The organism is Caballeronia sp. SEWSISQ10-4 2 (genome assembly GCF_030464885.1).
GTDB lineage: Bacteria > Pseudomonadota > Gammaproteobacteria > Burkholderiales > Burkholderiaceae > Caballeronia.
On the sequence record NZ_JALPRJ010000002.1, the window covers coordinates 209,838 to 226,374 of the forward strand.

A 16,537-nucleotide genomic window follows, 5' to 3' on the forward strand; every position below is an offset into this window, starting at 1 on the left:
CGCCGCGCGATGCGGCAAAACCTTGCTGTCTCCGTCCTGCCGCATCGCTCGAAGCCCGTGCCGCGGCGCTTGGGCGCGGGGTCCGACTGTAAATGGGCAATGGCGTGCGTGCTACCATTGTTTGTTATCCATCCCGTCATTCGATTGACCTGCAATGAACTCCGAGACGCCTTCCACGCCACCGCCCGAAAGTCTGGTTATTGCCTCGCGGGAAAGCCGTCTAGCCATGTGGCAGGCCGAGCACGTGCGGTTTGCGCTGCACAAATTATATCCATCTTGCGACGTCAAAATCCTCGGAATGACGACACGCGGCGATCAGATTCTCGACCGGACCTTATCGAAGGTCGGCGGCAAGGGCCTGTTCGTGAAGGAGCTGGAAGCCGCACTCGCCGACGGCCGCGCCGATCTCGCCGTGCATTCGCTGAAAGACGTGCCCATGGAATTGCCCAACGGCTTCACCCTGAGCACGATCCTCGAACGCGAAGATCCCCTCGACGCCTTCGTCTCGCCGCACTATGCGTCGCTCGCGGAATTGCCTGAAGGCAGCATTGTGGGGACTTCCAGCCTGCGTCGCGAAGCCATGTTGCGCATGCATTTCCCTCATCTCGACGTGCGCCCGTTGCGCGGCAATCTCGATACCCGGCTCGGCAAGCTCGATCGCGGCGATTACGCCGCGATCATTCTTGCCGCTGCCGGATTGAAGCGGCTCGGCCTTGAATCACGGATTCGTGCGAGCTTGCCGGCTGAAACCAGTTTGCCCGCCGCAGGGCAGGGCGCGCTGGGTATCGAAATTCGCGCTGGCCGTGAAGATCTCGCCGCGTGGCTCTCGCCTTTGCATCATGAAGCAACGGCGGCGGCAGTCGAAGCCGAACGGATGGTGTCGCGCTCGCTCGGCGGCAGTTGCGAAGTGCCGCTCGCCGCGTATGCCGACTGGCGCGACGGCGTGCTGCATCTGCGCGGCTGCGTATCGACTGTCGACGGCACGCGGGTCTTGCGCGCCGAAGGCTCGGCCAAGGCTGCCGACCTACAGGCTGCACTCGATCTCGGCAGCCGCGTGTCGGCCGAACTCGAAGCGCAGGGCGCGATGGACATCGTCCGTGCGTTGAGCACCGCGAGCGGCGCGCATCTTCCTCCCGCTGCATCGCCTGCTGACTGATGGCGAGCGCTCAAGGATCTGCCCATTCATCGGCTGAACGGCCAACGCAGCGACCGGCTGTTGTCGTCACGCGTCCTTCGGGCCAGTCGGCCGCGTTGCTCGCCTTGCTTGAGCACGCCGGTTTCGAGCCAATCGAGTTTCCACTCATCGATATCGGCCCTGTGGCCGATGCCGCGCCGCTGCGCGCCGCGCTCAGCGAGTTGTACGCGCCCGCTGAACTTGGGTATGCGCTCGCGGTGTTCGTATCGCCGAATGCCATCGATCACGCTTTCGCCGCGCTCAGCTCCGCGTGGCCTTCGCAGGTTTCGATCGGCGTGGTCGGACCCGGCAGCGTGGCCGCGCTCGCGCGACAAGGCGTAACGCCGCCGGCCTATACGATCATCAGCCCGGGGGCGGGTGCAACGGTGACTGAAACCCCCACGGACCCTCGTTACGATTCCGAAGCGCTGTATGCGGCTATCGAAGCGCATTTCGGCCCCGATGGTCTCAACGACAAACGCGTCCTGATCGTGCGTGGCGACGGCGGCCGCGAGTGGCTGGCGGACGCGTTGAGCGCAGCGGGCGCGAAGGTGGAGAAGGTGGCGGCATACCGGCGGATCGTGCCGGAACCGTCCATGCGCGACTGGGAACGCATCCACGCATTGCTCGCCGGCGAACCCCAAGCATGGCTGCTGACGAGCTCGGAAGGTGTGCGCAATCTCGAAGAACTTGCCCGAGAACATCTCACCGTCGATGAAACCCTGAGGCTCAGGCACGTGCCGCTCGTGACGCCGCATCCGCGTATTGCCGAAGCCGCGCGGCAAGCGGGTTTTGATAGGATTACGGTGTCCGGAGCCGGCGACGAGCGTATCGTGCAGGCGCTCGTTAGTATCTTCGCCCCGGCAACCGAACAGAAAGCGCAACAAGAAGAACGGGAAGCGCAGGTTGCAAAAGCGCAGGAACATGGATACAAGGCCTCGACGGCAGCGCCGTTCAGCCAATCCAGTCAAACCAACCAGGAGTCCGCGCCGACGGATTCCGGGCCGGCTTCAACGCCGGCTCACCAACCGGCTCAATCACGCATGACTGATTCGATCGATTCCAGTAAAACCGCCGCTCACTCCACCTCGTCAACTCCGCCGTTGCCGCCGAACACACCGTTCACGCCTTACGAGTCGCAGCCGAAACAGCGTGGCGGCGGTGCGGGCACTGCGCTGCTCTGGCTGGTGTTGTTGATCGTGGTGGTGGTCGCGGGGGTGGGCGGTTTCATGCTCAACCGCAAGTTCGATCAACGCGACGCGCAACTCGCGCAACGTCTGCAAGCAAGCGACACGCAAACCGCCGCGTTGCGCGCGCAGGCCGATCAGGCCGCCAGTTCTGTGTCTGCCATCAACACGCAGATCATCCAGTTCCAGGGCAAGCTCACCGACGCGCAGGCGCAAAGCCAGGCGCTGCAGCAGCAATATCAGGATCTGGCGAGCAATCGTGACGACTGGACGCTTGCTGAAGTCGAGCAGATCCTGTCGAGCGCCAGCCAGCAGTTGCAACTCACCGGCAACGTGCAGCTTGCGCTGTTCGCGCTGCAAAGCGCCGACACGCGTCTCGCGGCCACGACGGGTCCGCAGATCGTGACCATCCGTAAAGCCATCGCGCAGGACATGGACAAGCTGCGCGCAACGCCATCCACCGATCTCACCGGGTTGGCCATCAAGCTCGATACAGCCATCGATCAGATCGACAGCCTGCCGCTCGCCGGCGAAGCGCCGATCGCCCCGGCTACGGCGCACGCGGATGCTCCCGCCAACACAGCGTCGATCGCGGCGGCGACCAATCAGCCGCAGTGGAAAGTGTGGCTGCAACAGATTGCCACCGGGATCGGGCAGCAGTTGTCGAGCCTGGTGACGGTGCGTCGTATCGATAACGCCGACGCCATGCTCGCCTCTCCCGATCAAGGTTATTTCGTGCGTGAGAACGTGAAGCTGCGCCTGTTGTCGGCACGTTTGTCGTTACTGTCGCGCAGTGAACCCGCGCTCAAATCCGACCTTCACGCCGCCGATACCGCGCTCGGCCGCTACTTCGATCAATCGTCGGGCAAGGTCAAGGCGGTCCGCTTGCTTCTGCAGCAAGTCGATCAGGCATCGCTCGCGGTCACCGTGCCCGATCTGAACGCGAGTCTCGCGGCGGTCCACCAGTTCAAGCGAGGCGGATGATGACGATGCGTGGACTCATCTGGTTTGTGCTGCTGTTCGCGGCAGCCGCGGCCCTGGCGCTGGTCGGTGTCTTCGACGGCGGGCAAGTGCTGTTCGTGATGCCGCCGTATCGGGTGGATGTATCGCTGAATCTGTTCGTGGTGGCGCTGGTCGTGTCGTTCATCGTGATCTACACCGTGCTCCGCGCCATTCGCAGCGTGCTGAAAATGCCGCAACGGGTGTCGGCGTATCGCACGCGCTCGCGGCTCGCGAAGGCGAATGCCGCGTTACGCGATGCCATCGGCCATCTGTACGCCGGCCGTTTTTCGAAGGCGGAGAAGTCGGCGCGCGATTCCCTTATCGCCGATGAAAACACGGGTGCGGCAGGCCTGATCGGTGCGAAGGCGGCGCATGAGATGAACGAGTACGCGCGCCGCGACGAATGGCTCGCGAAGGTGACGGACGGCGACTGGCAGGACGCGCGTCTGATGGCGACCGCCGACATGCGCGCCGATGGCCGCGACGCCGATGGCGCGCTGGTCGCGTTGACCGAGATGCAGGCGCAGGGCGGGCGGCGTTTGCATGCGCAGCAGATCGCGCTGCGCGCGCAGCAGCAGTTGAAGAACTGGGGCGAAGTGCTGAAGCTGGTCAAGACGCTGGAGAAGCGCGAGGCGCTGCATCCGGCGGTCGCGGTGCGGTTGCGTCAGGTCGCCTCGGAAAATCTGCTGCGCGACCGGCGTCATAACCCGGACGCGTTGCTGGAGTTCTGGCAATCGTTATCGCCGATCGAACGGCAATCGCCTCGTCTCGCTGACCTTGCTGCCGAGTTGCTGATCGCGCTGGACAGAAGGAACGATGCGCGCAAGATTGTCGAAGAAGCGCTGAATCACAACTGGGACGCGCGCTTGTTGCGGCGTTATCCGGATTGCGCGTCGCCGGGCGATGCGTTGCCGTTGATCCAGCGCGCCGAAGCGTGGCAGAACGAACGCACGGAAGACGCGGATCTGTTGTTCACGCTTGGGCGGCTGTGCCTGCATCAGCAGTTGTGGGGCAAGGCGCAGGCCTTCCTGGAATCGGCATTGAAGCTCGCCGATAACGAACCCTTGAAGATCCGCACGCATCGGGCGCTGGCTCGTCTGCACGAACAACTCGGCGATAGCGAAAAAGCGAGCCTGCATTATCGCGAGAGCGCGCTGGCGATGAACGTGGTTTGATTTTTTTCAGGCCTTGAAAAAAACCGCGGGCTTCTGTCAAAGAAGCACGCGGTTTTTTTATTGCTGCATCGCGCGGCGCTCCACCGCGTTATGCGAAAGCGAACAAATCAGTACGTGGGCACGGCCGGATCGACTTGACGCGACCATGCGTCAATACCGCCGAACAGGTTGAACACGTGCGAAAAACCGCGCGATTCGAGGAACATGCCGACTTGCGCGCTACGGGCGCCGTGGTGGCAGATGCAGACGATTTGCGCTTCGTCGTCCAGTTCTTCGCTGCGGGCCGGAATGTCGCGCATCGGGATGGCGACAATGTTGGCGAGCTTGGCGGTTTCGATTTCCCACGGTTCGCGGACGTCGAGCAGGACAGGGGCGGGACGCGATGAATCGGCGAGCCATTCGGCCAGTTCGGGTGCGGACAGGTTTTGCATGGGATTCCGGTGAAAGTGGTAAGCAACAGCGAGCCGTGCGGCCCGCCGATGCTACCGGCACAAACAAACGCACAGCTTGCTACGGGAGGCTTCGGACTCGCCGCGAAAGCGGAGATGCAAGCGCGGGCACGAGTCCGACTCTTCCAATGTGCCGCGTCAGAACTTGAAGCGCGACGGCTGCACGGCGTTCTTGAGCGGCGGGATCAGCGTTTCGAAAATATCGGCGACGCGAAATTGCTTGTCATCCACGCGCGTGATGATCTGCGCCTTCATGACCGGCGCGCTGCCGACAAACGCCGCCAGCCGGCCGCCGATCTTCAATTGATCGAGGAATTCCTGCGGCATCACCGGCAGGCCGCCCGAGACGCAGATTACGTCATACGGTTCGCCGTCTTTCCAGCCGAGCGCGCCGTCACCGAGCGCGACCTGCGCGTTCGATACTCCGTTCGCCGCCAAATTCTCTTCGGCCAGCTTCGCGAGTTCGGGCTCGATCTCGACGCTCGTGACCGAACGCCCGCGTGCGGCGAGCAACGCCGCCATGTAACCCGAGCCGGCGCCGATCTCGAGCACGACTTCGTGCTTTTTCACGGCCAGTTCCTGCAGCACCCGCGCCTCGACTCTCGGAAACAGCATGTGCTGGCCGGCGGGCAGCGGAATTTCGAGATCCGCGAACGCGATGTTGCGATACGCGGCAGGAACGAAATTTTCACGCTTGACGATCGACAGCAGGTTCAGGACGTCCTGGTCCAGCACATCCCAGGGACGGATCTGCTGTTCGATCATGTTGAAACGCGCTTGCTCGATATTCATGTTCAGTCTGCGGGTCGATCGACCGTTGGGGTGAAGTTGACGTAAATGAAATGCTGGAAATAAGACGAAAATCGAGGAGAGATTGTAGCAAATAGCCAAGCGTTTTCGCTCGCGGCCGTGGGCCGGGCCGCCGGCACAAGCGCCAAAGCGCCAGTCAGTGTGGCAGCCGGACGTCCAGCTTAAGCGTGACGAGCCGCGCGACCAAAATAAATCCGGTCGATATCAACACGCTGTACACCCCTTGCAGCCCGAGCCAGTCGAGCCCCAGATACAGCCAGCAGCCCGCGAACGCGCACACCGCATACGGTCGCGAATCGCGCAGGATCAGCGGCACCTCGTTGCACAGCACATCCCGCATGATGCCGCCGAACACTCCTGTCATCACGCCCATCATGGCCGCCGTGAACGCGGGCATCTGCGCATCGAGTGCGATCGACGTTCCCGAAATGCTGAACAGGCCGAGCCCGATGGCATCGGCGATCAGCAGCGCGCGCTGGTCGAACAAGCGCGTGGTCGTGCGCAACAGGATCGGCGCAAAAATCGCCATGACGAAAATGACGATCACGTAGTCCTGATGCTGGACCCAGTAGAACGGCCGGCGCGACAGCAGCACGTCACGCATCGTACCGCCGCCAAAAGCCGTGGCAAGCGCCACCAGGAACGCACCGACGGCATCCAGTCGGCGCTTTCTCGCTTCGATCAGCCCTGAAATGGCATACGCGAAGATCGCGAATGCCTCCATGATCGAGATGGCCAGCGTGAGCCTGGGATGCACGATTACGGCCCCTTTCGCTGATCGTGCCGCTTGTCCTCGCCACGAACCCGAAGATCCAGGTCCTGCGGATGACCATGATGTTGCGGCGAGCCGCCCGGCTGCAGCAGCACAAGCACCGCGCCCGAGCCGCCGTCGTGCGGCCGCGCCTGACAGAACGCGATCACTTCCTCTTTCTGCACGAGCCACGCGCGAACCTTGCCCTTGAGCACCGGTTCACGTCCGATCGACCCGAGTCCCTTGCCGTGGATCACACGCAGGCAGCGCAGCCCCCGTTTCACCGATTCGCGGATAAATTCCGATAACGCCTCGCGTGCTTCCTCGCGCCGCATGCCGTGCAGATCGAGTTGCGCCTGCACGATCCACGCGCCGCGCCGGAGCTTGCGCACCACTTCCTGGCGCACGCCGTGCCGGCAATAGGAGAGGGTGTCGTCGGTATCGAGCAGGCTTTCGGGATCGTATTCGTCGGAGAGTGCTTCGTGCAGCACGGCTTCTTCGTCGAGACGCGTCTGCAACGGCAGCGGCGACGGCGGCAGGCGCGGGGGTGTCACGCGCGGCGGGACTTTCAGCGGTTCTACCTCGCCGATGGCGCGGCGGAACACATCGGCGTCCGCGACGGCTTCGCGCTCGATTATCGCGGCGGCGGCGCGCTGTATCTTGCGCTTGGCAGCCTCGGCTTCGAGCGACTGGCGCAACGAGCCGAGCCCCGCGAGGCCATCGCGTTTCAATGCCGCCGACAATTCCTCCGCCGTCGGCGCAGTAGTTGTTGGCAGGGTCGCGACGGCACTCGGCGCGGCGTCGCGCTGGCGTTTGAGCTTGGGTTCGTTCGGATGGGGCAGGTTCTTGGGCATTGCACGGCAGAAGAAAATGCACGGCGGCGAAACACGGTTCACGCCGCTTTCGGAAACCCCTTTTAACATGGGAAACGGGAAAATCGGTGCGGGCCGGTCTTTTGAACCACCTTCGGGCGCGTTCGAAACGGAAAACGCCGGCCGATCCAGAGGATCGCGACCGGCGTTTCGTTGTGCCCGGGTATCGAGGCGTATCCAGGCGGCGCTGAACGTCATCTTGACCGCTTGCTGCGCCGCCGCCCCGGCCGCTTACCGTTCCGCTTCGGCGCTCATCGACCGTTCGGCGGGGTTTTCGTCGATGCTTTCAAGATAACGCTGCGCATCGAGTGCGGCCATACAGCCCGTGCCGGCGCTCGTGACAGCCTGGCGATAGATGTGATCCTGGACGTCGCCGGCGGCGAATACGCCCGGCATGCTCGTGCCCGTCGCGTTGCCTTGCAGGCCGCCGTTCGTGATGATGTAGCCGTTCTTCATCTCCAACTGGCCAACGAACAGATCGGTATTCGGCTTGTGGCCGATTGCAACGAACACGCCTTGCAGCGGGACATCGCTGGTCGTGCCAGTTTCCGTGCATTTGATCCGCAGGCCGGTCACGCCGGTATTGTCGCCCGTGACTTCATCGAGGACGTGGTTCCACTTGATGTCGACCAGGCCGTCCTTTTCCTTCGCGAGCAAGCGGTCGATCAGGATCGGCTCGGCACGGAACTTGTCGCGCCGATGAACAACGGTCACCTTCTTCGCGATACCCGACAGATACAGCGCTTCTTCCACGGCCGTATTGCCGCCGCCGATCACGGCCACTTCGCCGTTCTTGTAGAAGAAACCGTCGCAGGTCGCGCAGGCGGACACGCCCTTGCCCATGAACGCTTCTTCCGAGGGCACGCCCAGATATTGCGCCGATGCTCCCGTCGCAATGATCAGCGAGTCGCAGGTGTACTCGCCCGAGTCGCCGATCAGGCGGATAGGCCGTTCGGTCAGCTTGGCGGTGTGGATGTGATCGAAGACAACTTCAGTGTTGAAGCGCTCGGCGTGATCGAGCAAACGCTGCATCAACTCCGGACCTTGCACGCCGCTTGCATCGCCGGGCCAGTTTTCGACGTCGGTGGTGGTCATCAACTGACCGCCCTGCGCCAGGCCCGTGATGAGCAACGGCGACAGGTTGGCACGCGCCGCGTAGACAGCGGCGGTGTAGCCGGCGGGGCCGGAACCGAGAATCAGCACTTTTGCGTGTTTGGGCGAAGACATGAGAGCAATCCGTTGTGGTTAGGGCCGAACCGTTGATCCAATAAACGATTCATATCGACTTGAGCGCGCGGACAGGGGAAAGTCGCTTTGGGCGGCGAACCGCGTGCCGCGCACTGCTGCCGATGACCTGTAGTTAGGTGCGAATTTGCCATTATAAAGGCCGTGAAGAAGGCCCGCCGAGTGATCCTTTCAATGGCGGCCATAGCACGCATAAGGCTCGCGGCGTGTAACACGGGTGTTACAGGGTGAAACCGCAGACCATTTTTACTCGATCATCGCAACGCAGCGTTTACAATGCGTCATTAACTCTGTCGACCCGGTGCACCCTGTGCAGCGGGTCAAAAAGCCTTACGGATCAATGGCAAAAGCTACCTATTCTGCAAGCGCGCAGGCATTGCCGCACCGCATGTCGCGCCTTTTCACCGAGATTCGATGGATCTTGCAGGTCGCGCTCTGCGTGTTCCTGCTGATGGCGCTGGTGAGCTACAGCCGCCACGACCCAAGCTGGACCCACGCCGCGCAAGTCGACCAGATCGCCAACTGGGCGGGCCGCGTGGGCGCGTGGACAGCAGACATCCTGCTGCTTTTGTTCGGGCTGTCGGCTTATTGGTGGGTTGTGCTGCTGGTGCGGCGGATCATCGCGAATTATCGGCGCATCACCAATCACGAAGCGGCTGACGAGACGCTGTCGAAGGATCGCACGTGGCTTGCCGAGGCCTTCGCATTCGTGTTGGTGCTGGCCGCGAGCGACGGTATTGAAGCGTTGCGGATGTGGTCGCTCAAGGTGCAGGTGCCGCGTGCACCGGGTGGTGTGATCGGCGAGACCATTGCGCACGGCGTCTCCCACGCGCTGGGTTTCACCGGCGCGACGCTGTTCCTGCTGGTCGCGCTGGCGATCGGTCTGTCGCTGTATTTCAACTTCTCCTGGCTGTCCGTCTGCGAAAAAACCGGCGATGCCATCGTGGCCACCATCACCGGCGCGAGAATGCGCCGCGAGGCGGGCCGCGATCGCAAGCTGGGTGAAGCCGCGGCTGAAAAGCGAGAAGGCAAGGTCGTGCGCGGGCGCGTGAAGATAGAGGAGCAGGAACCGGTGATGATCGTGCCGCCGGTCGCACCCGCCAAGTCGGCGCGCGTGGAGAAGGAAAAGCAGGTGCCGCTTTTCACCGATCTTCCCGGCGATTCCACGCTGCCGCCGCTGGCGCTGCTCGACGCTGCGCCGGAAGTGAAGGAAACCATTTCCGCCGACACGCTCGAATACACGTCCCGGCTGATCGAGAAAAAGCTCAAGGACTTCGGTGTGGAGGTGAATGTGGTTGCCGCCTATCCGGGACCGGTTGTGACGCGCTACGAAATCGAGCCGGCAACCGGCGTCAAGGGCTCGCAGATCGTCGGGCTGGCGAAGGATCTGGCGCGCTCGCTGTCGCTCGTCTCCATTCGCGTGGTCGAGACCATTCCTGGCAAGAATTTCATGGCGCTCGAGTTGCCGAACCAGCGCCGCCAGACCGTGCGTTTGTCCGAGATTCTCGGTTCGCAGGTTTATGCCGATGCCGCGTCGCCTTTGACCATGGGCCTGGGCAAGGATATTGGCGGGAAGCCCGTATGCGCCGATCTCGCGAAGATGCCGCACTTGCTGGTGGCCGGCACTACGGGTTCGGGCAAGTCGGTGGGTATCAACGCGATGATCTTGTCGCTGCTGTACAAAGCCACCGCCGACGAAGTGCGCATGATCCTCATCGACCCGAAGATGCTCGAAATGAGCGTCTACGAGGGCATTCCGCATCTGCTTTGTCCGGTCGTCACCGACATGCGCCAGGCTGGGCATGCGCTCAACTGGGCGGTGGCCGAGATGGAACGCCGCTACAAGCTGATGAGCAAGATGGGCGTGCGTAACCTCGCTGGTTTCAACAACAAGATCGACGAAGCCACCAAGCGCGACGAGAAGATTCCTAATCCGTTCAGCCTGACGCCGGATGAACCGGAACCGCTGAACCGCTTGCCGACCATCGTGGTCGTGATCGACGAACTCGCCGACCTGATGATGGTAGTCGGCAAGAAGGTGGAAGAGCTGATCGCGCGGATTGCACAGAAGGCGCGCGCCGCCGGGATCCACTTGATTCTGGCCACGCAGCGGCCGTCGGTGGATGTGATCACCGGTTTGATCAAGGCCAACGTGCCCACGCGCATGGCGTTCCAGGTGTCGTCGAAGATCGATTCGCGGACCATTCTCGATCAGCAAGGCGCCGAATCACTGCTCGGCATGGGTGACATGCTTTATCTGCCGCCCGGCTCCGGCTTGCCCGTGCGCGTGCATGGCGCGTTTGTGTCGGACGAAGAAGTGCATCGGGTGGTGAACAAACTGAAGGAGCAGGGCGAGCCGAATTACATTGAAGGCATTCTTGAAGGTGGTGTGCTCGGCGACGGTGAAGACGGTGCGCCGGGTGGCGCGGGTGCGGGCGGCGCAGAAGGCGAGGCTGATCCGCTCTACGACCAGGCGGTGGAAATCGTGATCAAGAACCGCCGTGCGTCGATCTCGCTTGTGCAGCGGCATCTGCGGATCGGTTATAACCGGGCAGCGCGACTGCTCGAACAAATGGAAAATTCGGGGCTCGTTTCCGCGATGTCCTCGAACGGCAATCGCGAAATCCTCACGCCGGCACGTGAAGCTGAATAAGGTTTTCTGGAGAGTTTTTTATATGCAGTCAGTTTTGAGATCGGCTTTGGGGGCAGTTTTGAAGTCAGCTTTGAGCTCGAGTAACCGCACGGTCAAAGCCGTCGTTTTCGGCGCTGCGATGTTGCTGGCCTCGCAGGCTTTCGCGAGCGGCACCGAGCAGCTGAAGACGTTCATCGCGCAAGTGCACTCGGCGCACGGCACCTTCGTCCAGCGTGAGGTGAAGGCGCCGAGCAAGGCAGCGTCGGCCACGCAGGGCGTGGCCTCAAGGATCAGCGGTACGTCGAGCGGCACGTTCACGTTCGCGCGGCCCGGCAAGTTCATCTGGTCGTACGAGAAACCCTACGCGCAAGTGTTGCAGGCCGACGGCGACAAACTTTACGTCTACGACAAGGACCTGAATCAAGTCACTATCCGGCCGTTGGGCAACGCACTGGGCGCGAGTCCGGCCGCGATTCTCTTCGGCAGCAACGACCTCGACAAGAATTTCACGTCGCGCGACGCGGGCGTGAAGGATGGCATCGACTGGCTGGAACTGACACCGAAAGCGCAGGACACGCAATTTCAGCAGGTCGGCATCGGCTTCAAGAACGGCAATCTCGAAGCGATGGAATTGCATGACGTGTTCGGTAATGTGACGCTGCTGACGTTCTCGAATATCGAGAAGAATCCGCCGCTGAAAGCCGATCAGTTCAAGTTCGTCGTGCCGAAGGGCGCGGATGTGATCAACGGTTGATACCGTTTGCCTGACGCGCGAGACGGTTGCCGCCTCGCGCAAATAAAGCATTCCTCAAGCCGCCGACGGCCGGCTTTCCTCCCGCCGACCCGCCACCAACGCCAGATAAGCCACCGCACCCACCAAAAGGGCCGGCAGCGTTGCGCCGAGGTTCGGCAGCCACTGATTGATCGCGTGATACACGGCGATTCCCAACGCCCACGCAATAAACCCGCTTATGTGCCAACCGCCCGAGAACCCATACGGTCCGTGCGGATCGGTGAGCGCGGCAATTTCAACACGGCGTTTTCTCACGATAAAGTGATCCGCGAGCACCACGCCAAACAGCGGCGCGAACACCGAGCCGATCAGCAGCAGGAAGTTCTGGTACTTGCCCATCTGCACGAGCAACGCGATCAGCGTGCACAACGCGCCGAATGCCGCCGACAGCAACGGCACGCTTGCTTTTGCCCAGAACGTACCGGTGGATACGGCGGCTGAATGGATATCGGCGAAGGCGTTGTCGATCTCATCGATGAGAATGAGCAGCAGCGCAATCCCGCCTGCCGCCTGGGCCAGCGCGACGGTCAGAAGCGCATCGCCGCCACCCGCCGCCAGGCCGTAGAACGCGCCGAGCGCATAGAACCAGATATTCGCGATGCCATAGCCGAACAGCGTGCCGCGGAACGTGCCGCCCGCGCTGCGCCCAAAGCGCGTGTAATCGGCGATCAGCGGCAGCCACGAGAGCGGCATGGCGACCACCAGGTCGATACCCGCGCCGAACGGCATCTCACCGGTGCCGGGGCGATTCATCAGGGCGCCAAAATCCTGCTTCGACAGCAAGTTCCACGTCAGCCAGCCTGCGCCGCCGAGCAGTAGCCAAATGCCCCACGTGCGCAAGAAGCGCCGGACGAACGACAACGGTCCGGTGATTGCCAGCGCTGTCGCCAGCACGCCGAAGATCAGCGTCCAGATGAGCGGCATCGAGAGGCCGAACGATTGTTTTGCGAGGGCATCGGCGGAATCGCGCATCACGATGATTTCGAACGAACCCCAGCCGACCAGTTGTACTGCGTTGAGCACAGCAGGCACGGATGCGCCGCGCAGCCCCAATGTGGGGCGCAGCGACGACATGGCGGCGAGCCCCGTGTCCGTTCCCACTACGCCCGCGAGCGCCAGCAAGATCACGCCGATCACCGTGCCGATCACAATGGCCGCGAGCGCATGCGGCAGCGACATGCCCGGCACGAGCAGCGCGCCGGCCTGCGCCACCAGCAAGCCGATGCCGAGCGAAAACCACAAGGCAAAGGCGTCCGACGTGCCAAACGCGCGGCGCGCGTCGGGAACCGGCAAAAGCGGCGCGTAGGTCGATGCGCCGGTTTCGCCGGTCGTGGCCGTAGTGTTCTCTTGTCCCATTCGCGTTTCGTCCTTATTTGTAGGGCTTGGCCCGGTTCATGCGCGTTTCTGTGAGCGCGCCGCGGCTGTCATAATCACCCGTTGCGGCTCGATTCACGATTCCCGATTATCGAGGCGAAACGCCTATTTTGAAGCAGCGGCGGCGTCCGTCTCGAAAAGCGCACGATTATCGCTGTCTTTGCTCAAACTGCACTATCCAGACTTATTTGGAAACCTTTCAGAGCGCCATGTTCGAAGAAAACCGTGCCAATGTTCCGCTTGCCGAGCGTCTGCGTCCTCGCACTATCGACGAGGTCATCGGCCAGAAACACCTTCTCGGCGCGAGCAAGCCGCTGCGCGTCGCGTTCGAGTCCGGCGAAGCGCATTCCATGATCCTCTGGGGGCCGCCCGGCGTCGGCAAGACCACGCTCGCGCGGCTGATGGCGGTGGCGTTTCATGCTGAGTTCATCTCGCTCTCGGCGGTGTTATCGGGCGTGAAGGACATTCGCGAGGCGGTTGAACTGGCGCAGATTCATCGGGCGAACGGGCATCAGACGCTGGTGTTCGTCGATGAAGTGCATCGTTTCAACAAGAGCCAGCAAGACGCGTTCTTGCCGCACGTGGAGTCGGGCTTGTTCGTGTTTGTGGGTGCGACGACCGAGAATCCATCGTTCGAAGTGAACAGCGCGTTGCTGTCGCGGGCGGCCGTTTATGTGCTGAAAAGCCTCGACGCGAGCGAGCTCACCGAGTTGCTCGACCGCGCGCAGGGCGAACTGGGTGGCCTTACGTTCACCGATGAAGCTCGTGACGCGCTGATCGGTTCCGCCGACGGCGACGGCCGCAAGCTACTCAACAATCTCGAGATCGTTGCGCGGGCGGCGGCGCAGCAGAAGTCGACGAACATCGACGGGGCGTTGCTGGGCAGTGCGCTTGCAGAGAATCTGCGTCGTTTCGATAAAGGCGGCGACGCGTTTTACGATCAGATCAGCGCGCTGCATAAATCGGTGCGCGGCAGTAATCCGGACGCGACGCTTTACTGGTTTTGCCGAATGCTGGATGGCGGCGCGGATCCGCGTTATCTGGCGCGGCGCATCGTGCGCATGGCTTGGGAAGACATTGGTCTCGCGGATCCTCGTGCTGGCCGGATTGCGCTCGATGCCGCTGAAACCTATGAGCGGTTGGGTACGCCAGAAGGTGAGCTGGCGTTGGCGCAGGCGCTGATTTATCTGGCGGTCGCGCCGAAATCGAATGCCGGCTACACGGCCTATAACGAAGCGCGGCGGTTTGTGAGCAAGGATCAATCACGCGGCGTGCCGGTGCATTTGCGCAACGCGCCGACGAAGCTGATGAAGGAGTTGGGTTACGGGCATGAATACCGTTACGCCCACGATGAACCCGACGCGTACGCGGCCGGGGAAACGTATTTGCCGGACGGCATGCGCGACCCGCATTGGTACGAGCCGACGCCGCGTGGGCTCGAGGGCAAGATCGGCGAGAAGATGGCGCGGCTCGCCGAGATGGACGCGCAATGGCGGCGCGAAAACAAGGGCGAGAAGAAGTAACCGTGTCACGGGGATGAGTCGAAAAGTAGCCCGTTTCGCGAAAGATCCTGAAGACCTGGTTGGTGCCGAAAACAACCTCGTTGCCAGGCCGAACGGCTAACGCGGCCGACCTGCGCCAATAACCCGTCGGTGCTGAGCTAAAATCGCGGATTCGCACCCACTAAGAACCGGCCCTGCCATGCTCGACATTCAACTTCTGCGCAAAGACCCCGACGCTGTTGCCAAGCGCCTGGCCCAACGCGGCTATACCCTCGACGTCGCCGCGTTTGCGGCACTGGAAACCGAACGTCGCGAGATCCAGACGCGCACCGAAGAGCTGCAGATGCGTCGCAACACGTTGTCGAAGCAGATCGGCGCCATGAAAGGCCGTGGCGAGGACACGTCAGCGGTGATGGCGGAAGTGGGCGGTATTGGCGACACGATGAAAGCGTCGTCGGCGCAACTCGAGGACATCCAGAAGCGCCTCTCCGACCTGATGCTTGGCGTACCGAACCTGCCGCATGAAAGCGTACCGGTCGGCCGTGACGAGACGGAAAACGTGGAGGTTCGCCGCTGGGGCACGCCGCGTTCGTTTGATTTCGAAGTGAAGGATCACGTCGATGTAGGCGCGCCGCTCGGCCTCGACTTCGAGACTGGCGCGAAGCTCTCGGGCGCGCGTTTCACGCTGCTGCGCGGTCAGATCGCGCGGCTGCATCGGGCGCTTGCGCAGTTCATGATCGACATCCATACCGAGCAGCACGGCTACACCGAGGCGTACACGCCGTATATCGTGAATCCGGAGATTCTGGTCGGCACGGGCCAGTTGCCCAAATTCGCGGACGACATGTTTCGCGTGGAGAAGGGCGGCGAGGAAAACACGGTCACCCAATATCTGATTTCCACGTCCGAAATTTCGCTGACGAATACGGTGCGCGAAAGCATTCTCGACGCCGCCGCGCTGCCGGTGAAGCTCACCGCGCATTCACCGTGCTTTCGCTCCGAAGCGGGCTCGTATGGCCGCGATACACGGGGTCTGATTCGCCAGCATCAGTTCGATAAAGTGGAAATGGTGCAGGTCGTATCGCCGGAAAAATCGTACGACACGCTCGACGAAATGGTCGGCCACGCCGAAGCGATCCTGCAAAAACTCGAACTGCCGTATCGCGTGATTACGCTGTGCACCGGCGACATGGGTTTTTCGGCATCGAAGACATTCGACCTGGAAGTCTGGCTGCCGGCGCAGAACACGTATCGCGAGATTTCGAGCTGTTCGAACACGGAGGCGTTCCAGGCGCGCCGGATGCAGGCGCGGTTCCGGAATGCGCAGGGCAAGCCCGAATTTGTCCATACGCTGAACGGCTCGGGACTGGCGGTCGGACGCACACTCGTTGCCGTGCTCGAGAACTTCCAGAACGCCGATGGATCGGTGACGGTGCCTGCAGCATTGCGGCCGTATTTGCGTGGGGTCGAAAAGCTGGAAGTGCCGAAACCGGATTGAGCCTGTGTGTTGTAACTGGCTCACGAAAAGGGGTTGGAAATCGATTCCGAGTCGTCTATAATCTTTCTCTTCG

13 protein-coding genes are annotated in these 16,537 nt (G+C 62.2%); 7 read left to right on the forward strand and 6 right to left on the reverse strand.

Features of this window, described 5'->3' with window-relative positions; translation table 11 throughout:
- Nucleotides 1-154: 154 nt before the first annotated feature.
- From hemC to M0D69_RS02600, 3 genes are read left to right on the forward strand one after another with little or no spacing between them, the layout of a single operon-like run.
- Nucleotides 155-1,156 (forward strand): hydroxymethylbilane synthase, encoded by a 1,002-nt coding sequence (gene hemC, locus M0D69_RS02590; protein ID WP_301780511.1) that lies wholly within the window; start codon nucleotides 155-157, stop codon nucleotides 1,154-1,156.
- Nucleotides 1,156-3,345, forward strand: coding sequence for a fused uroporphyrinogen-III synthase HemD/membrane protein HemX (gene hemDX / locus M0D69_RS02595; RefSeq protein ID WP_301780512.1), 2,190 nt, complete (start codon nucleotides 1,156-1,158; stop codon nucleotides 3,343-3,345). Before hemC ends, hemDX begins: the two co-directional genes overlap by 1 nt.
- The gene (locus M0D69_RS02600; RefSeq protein WP_301780550.1) at nucleotides 3,345-4,538 is read left to right on the forward strand and encodes a heme biosynthesis protein HemY; all 1,194 of its coding nucleotides are present in this window, start codon (nucleotides 3,345-3,347) and stop codon (nucleotides 4,536-4,538) included. Before hemDX ends, M0D69_RS02600 begins: the two co-directional genes overlap by 1 nt.
- Nucleotides 4,539-4,645: 107 nt before the next feature.
- Here M0D69_RS02600 and M0D69_RS02605 read toward each other — a convergent pair whose 3' ends face one another.
- The 5 genes from M0D69_RS02605 to trxB all read right to left on the reverse strand — a co-directional run bounded on the left by M0D69_RS02605 (nucleotide 4,646) and on the right by trxB (nucleotide 8,647).
- Nucleotides 4,646-4,969, reverse strand: coding sequence for a rhodanese-like domain-containing protein (locus M0D69_RS02605; protein WP_047896077.1), 324 nt, complete (start codon nucleotides 4,967-4,969; stop codon nucleotides 4,646-4,648).
- 156 nt (nucleotides 4,970-5,125) lie between these two features.
- Entirely contained in the window at nucleotides 5,126-5,779 is a 654-nt protein-coding gene (locus tag M0D69_RS02610) for a protein-L-isoaspartate O-methyltransferase (RefSeq protein WP_301780513.1), read from the reverse strand.
- Between the two features lie 154 nt (nucleotides 5,780-5,933).
- Nucleotides 5,934-6,554, reverse strand: coding sequence for a trimeric intracellular cation channel family protein (locus M0D69_RS02615; protein ID WP_301780514.1), 621 nt, complete (start codon nucleotides 6,552-6,554; stop codon nucleotides 5,934-5,936).
- A gap of 2 nt (nucleotides 6,555-6,556) precedes the next feature.
- Nucleotides 6,557-7,402 carry a Smr/MutS family protein gene (locus tag M0D69_RS02620; RefSeq protein ID WP_301780551.1) on the reverse strand — a complete coding sequence of 282 codons (846 nt, stop codon included), beginning with the start codon at nucleotides 7,400-7,402 and terminating at the stop codon, nucleotides 6,557-6,559.
- 249 nt (nucleotides 7,403-7,651) lie between these two features.
- The gene (gene trxB, locus M0D69_RS02625) at nucleotides 7,652-8,647 is read right to left on the reverse strand and encodes a thioredoxin-disulfide reductase (RefSeq protein ID WP_301780515.1); all 996 of its coding nucleotides are present in this window, start codon (nucleotides 8,645-8,647) and stop codon (nucleotides 7,652-7,654) included.
- Nucleotides 8,648-9,005: 358 nt separating this feature from the next.
- Between trxB and M0D69_RS02630 the strand changes: the two genes are divergently transcribed.
- Together M0D69_RS02630 and lolA are read left to right on the forward strand one after the other, a co-directional pair.
- Nucleotides 9,006-11,318: a DNA translocase FtsK gene (locus tag M0D69_RS02630; RefSeq protein ID WP_301780516.1), complete on the forward strand. Its 2,313-nt coding sequence runs from the start codon at nucleotides 9,006-9,008 to the stop codon at nucleotides 11,316-11,318.
- Nucleotides 11,319-11,388: 70 nt separating this feature from the next.
- A complete protein-coding gene (lolA, locus tag M0D69_RS02635) occupies nucleotides 11,389-12,051 on the forward strand; it encodes an outer membrane lipoprotein chaperone LolA (protein ID WP_301780517.1) in 663 nt (220 codons plus the stop codon).
- A gap of 54 nt (nucleotides 12,052-12,105) precedes the next feature.
- Here lolA and cytX read toward each other — a convergent pair whose 3' ends face one another.
- A complete protein-coding gene (gene cytX, locus M0D69_RS02640) occupies nucleotides 12,106-13,446 on the reverse strand; it encodes a putative hydroxymethylpyrimidine transporter CytX (protein WP_301780518.1) in 1,341 nt (446 codons plus the stop codon).
- A 227-nt stretch (nucleotides 13,447-13,673) separates the two neighbouring features.
- Between cytX and M0D69_RS02645 the strand changes: the two genes are divergently transcribed.
- Both M0D69_RS02645 and serS read left to right on the forward strand, forming a co-directional pair.
- Nucleotides 13,674-14,987, forward strand: coding sequence for a replication-associated recombination protein A (locus tag M0D69_RS02645; protein WP_301780519.1), 1,314 nt, complete (start codon nucleotides 13,674-13,676; stop codon nucleotides 14,985-14,987).
- A 178-nt stretch (nucleotides 14,988-15,165) separates the two neighbouring features.
- Entirely contained in the window at nucleotides 15,166-16,464 is a 1,299-nt protein-coding gene (gene serS / locus M0D69_RS02650) for a serine--tRNA ligase (protein ID WP_301780520.1), read from the forward strand.
- The last annotated feature ends 73 nt before the right edge of the window (nucleotides 16,465-16,537 follow it).

Bases quoted from the DNA above. Each gene is read 5' to 3' on its own strand.
- M0D69_RS02645 (WP_301780519.1), top strand. From the start codon at position 13,674: ATGTTCGAAGAAAACCGTGCCAATGTTCCGCTTGCCGAGCGTCTGCGT.
- M0D69_RS02620 (WP_301780551.1), bottom strand. From the start codon at position 7,402: ATGCCCAAGAACCTGCCCCATCCGAACGAACCCAAGCTCAAACGCCAG.
- hemC (WP_301780511.1), top strand. From the start codon at position 155: ATGAACTCCGAGACGCCTTCCACGCCACCGCCCGAAAGTCTGGTTATT.
- M0D69_RS02630 (WP_301780516.1), top strand. From the start codon at position 9,006: ATGGCAAAAGCTACCTATTCTGCAAGCGCGCAGGCATTGCCGCACCGC.
- trxB (WP_301780515.1), bottom strand. From the start codon at position 8,647: ATGTCTTCGCCCAAACACGCAAAAGTGCTGATTCTCGGTTCCGGCCCC.
- cytX (WP_301780518.1), bottom strand. From the start codon at position 13,446: ATGGGACAAGAGAACACTACGGCCACGACCGGCGAAACCGGCGCATCG.
- M0D69_RS02610 (WP_301780513.1), bottom strand. From the start codon at position 5,779: ATGAATATCGAGCAAGCGCGTTTCAACATGATCGAACAGCAGATCCGT.
- hemDX (WP_301780512.1), top strand. From the start codon at position 1,156: ATGGCGAGCGCTCAAGGATCTGCCCATTCATCGGCTGAACGGCCAACG.
- M0D69_RS02605 (WP_047896077.1), bottom strand. From the start codon at position 4,969: ATGCAAAACCTGTCCGCACCCGAACTGGCCGAATGGCTCGCCGATTCA.
- M0D69_RS02600 (WP_301780550.1), top strand. From the start codon at position 3,345: ATGACGATGCGTGGACTCATCTGGTTTGTGCTGCTGTTCGCGGCAGCC.
- serS (WP_301780520.1), top strand. From the start codon at position 15,166: ATGCTCGACATTCAACTTCTGCGCAAAGACCCCGACGCTGTTGCCAAG.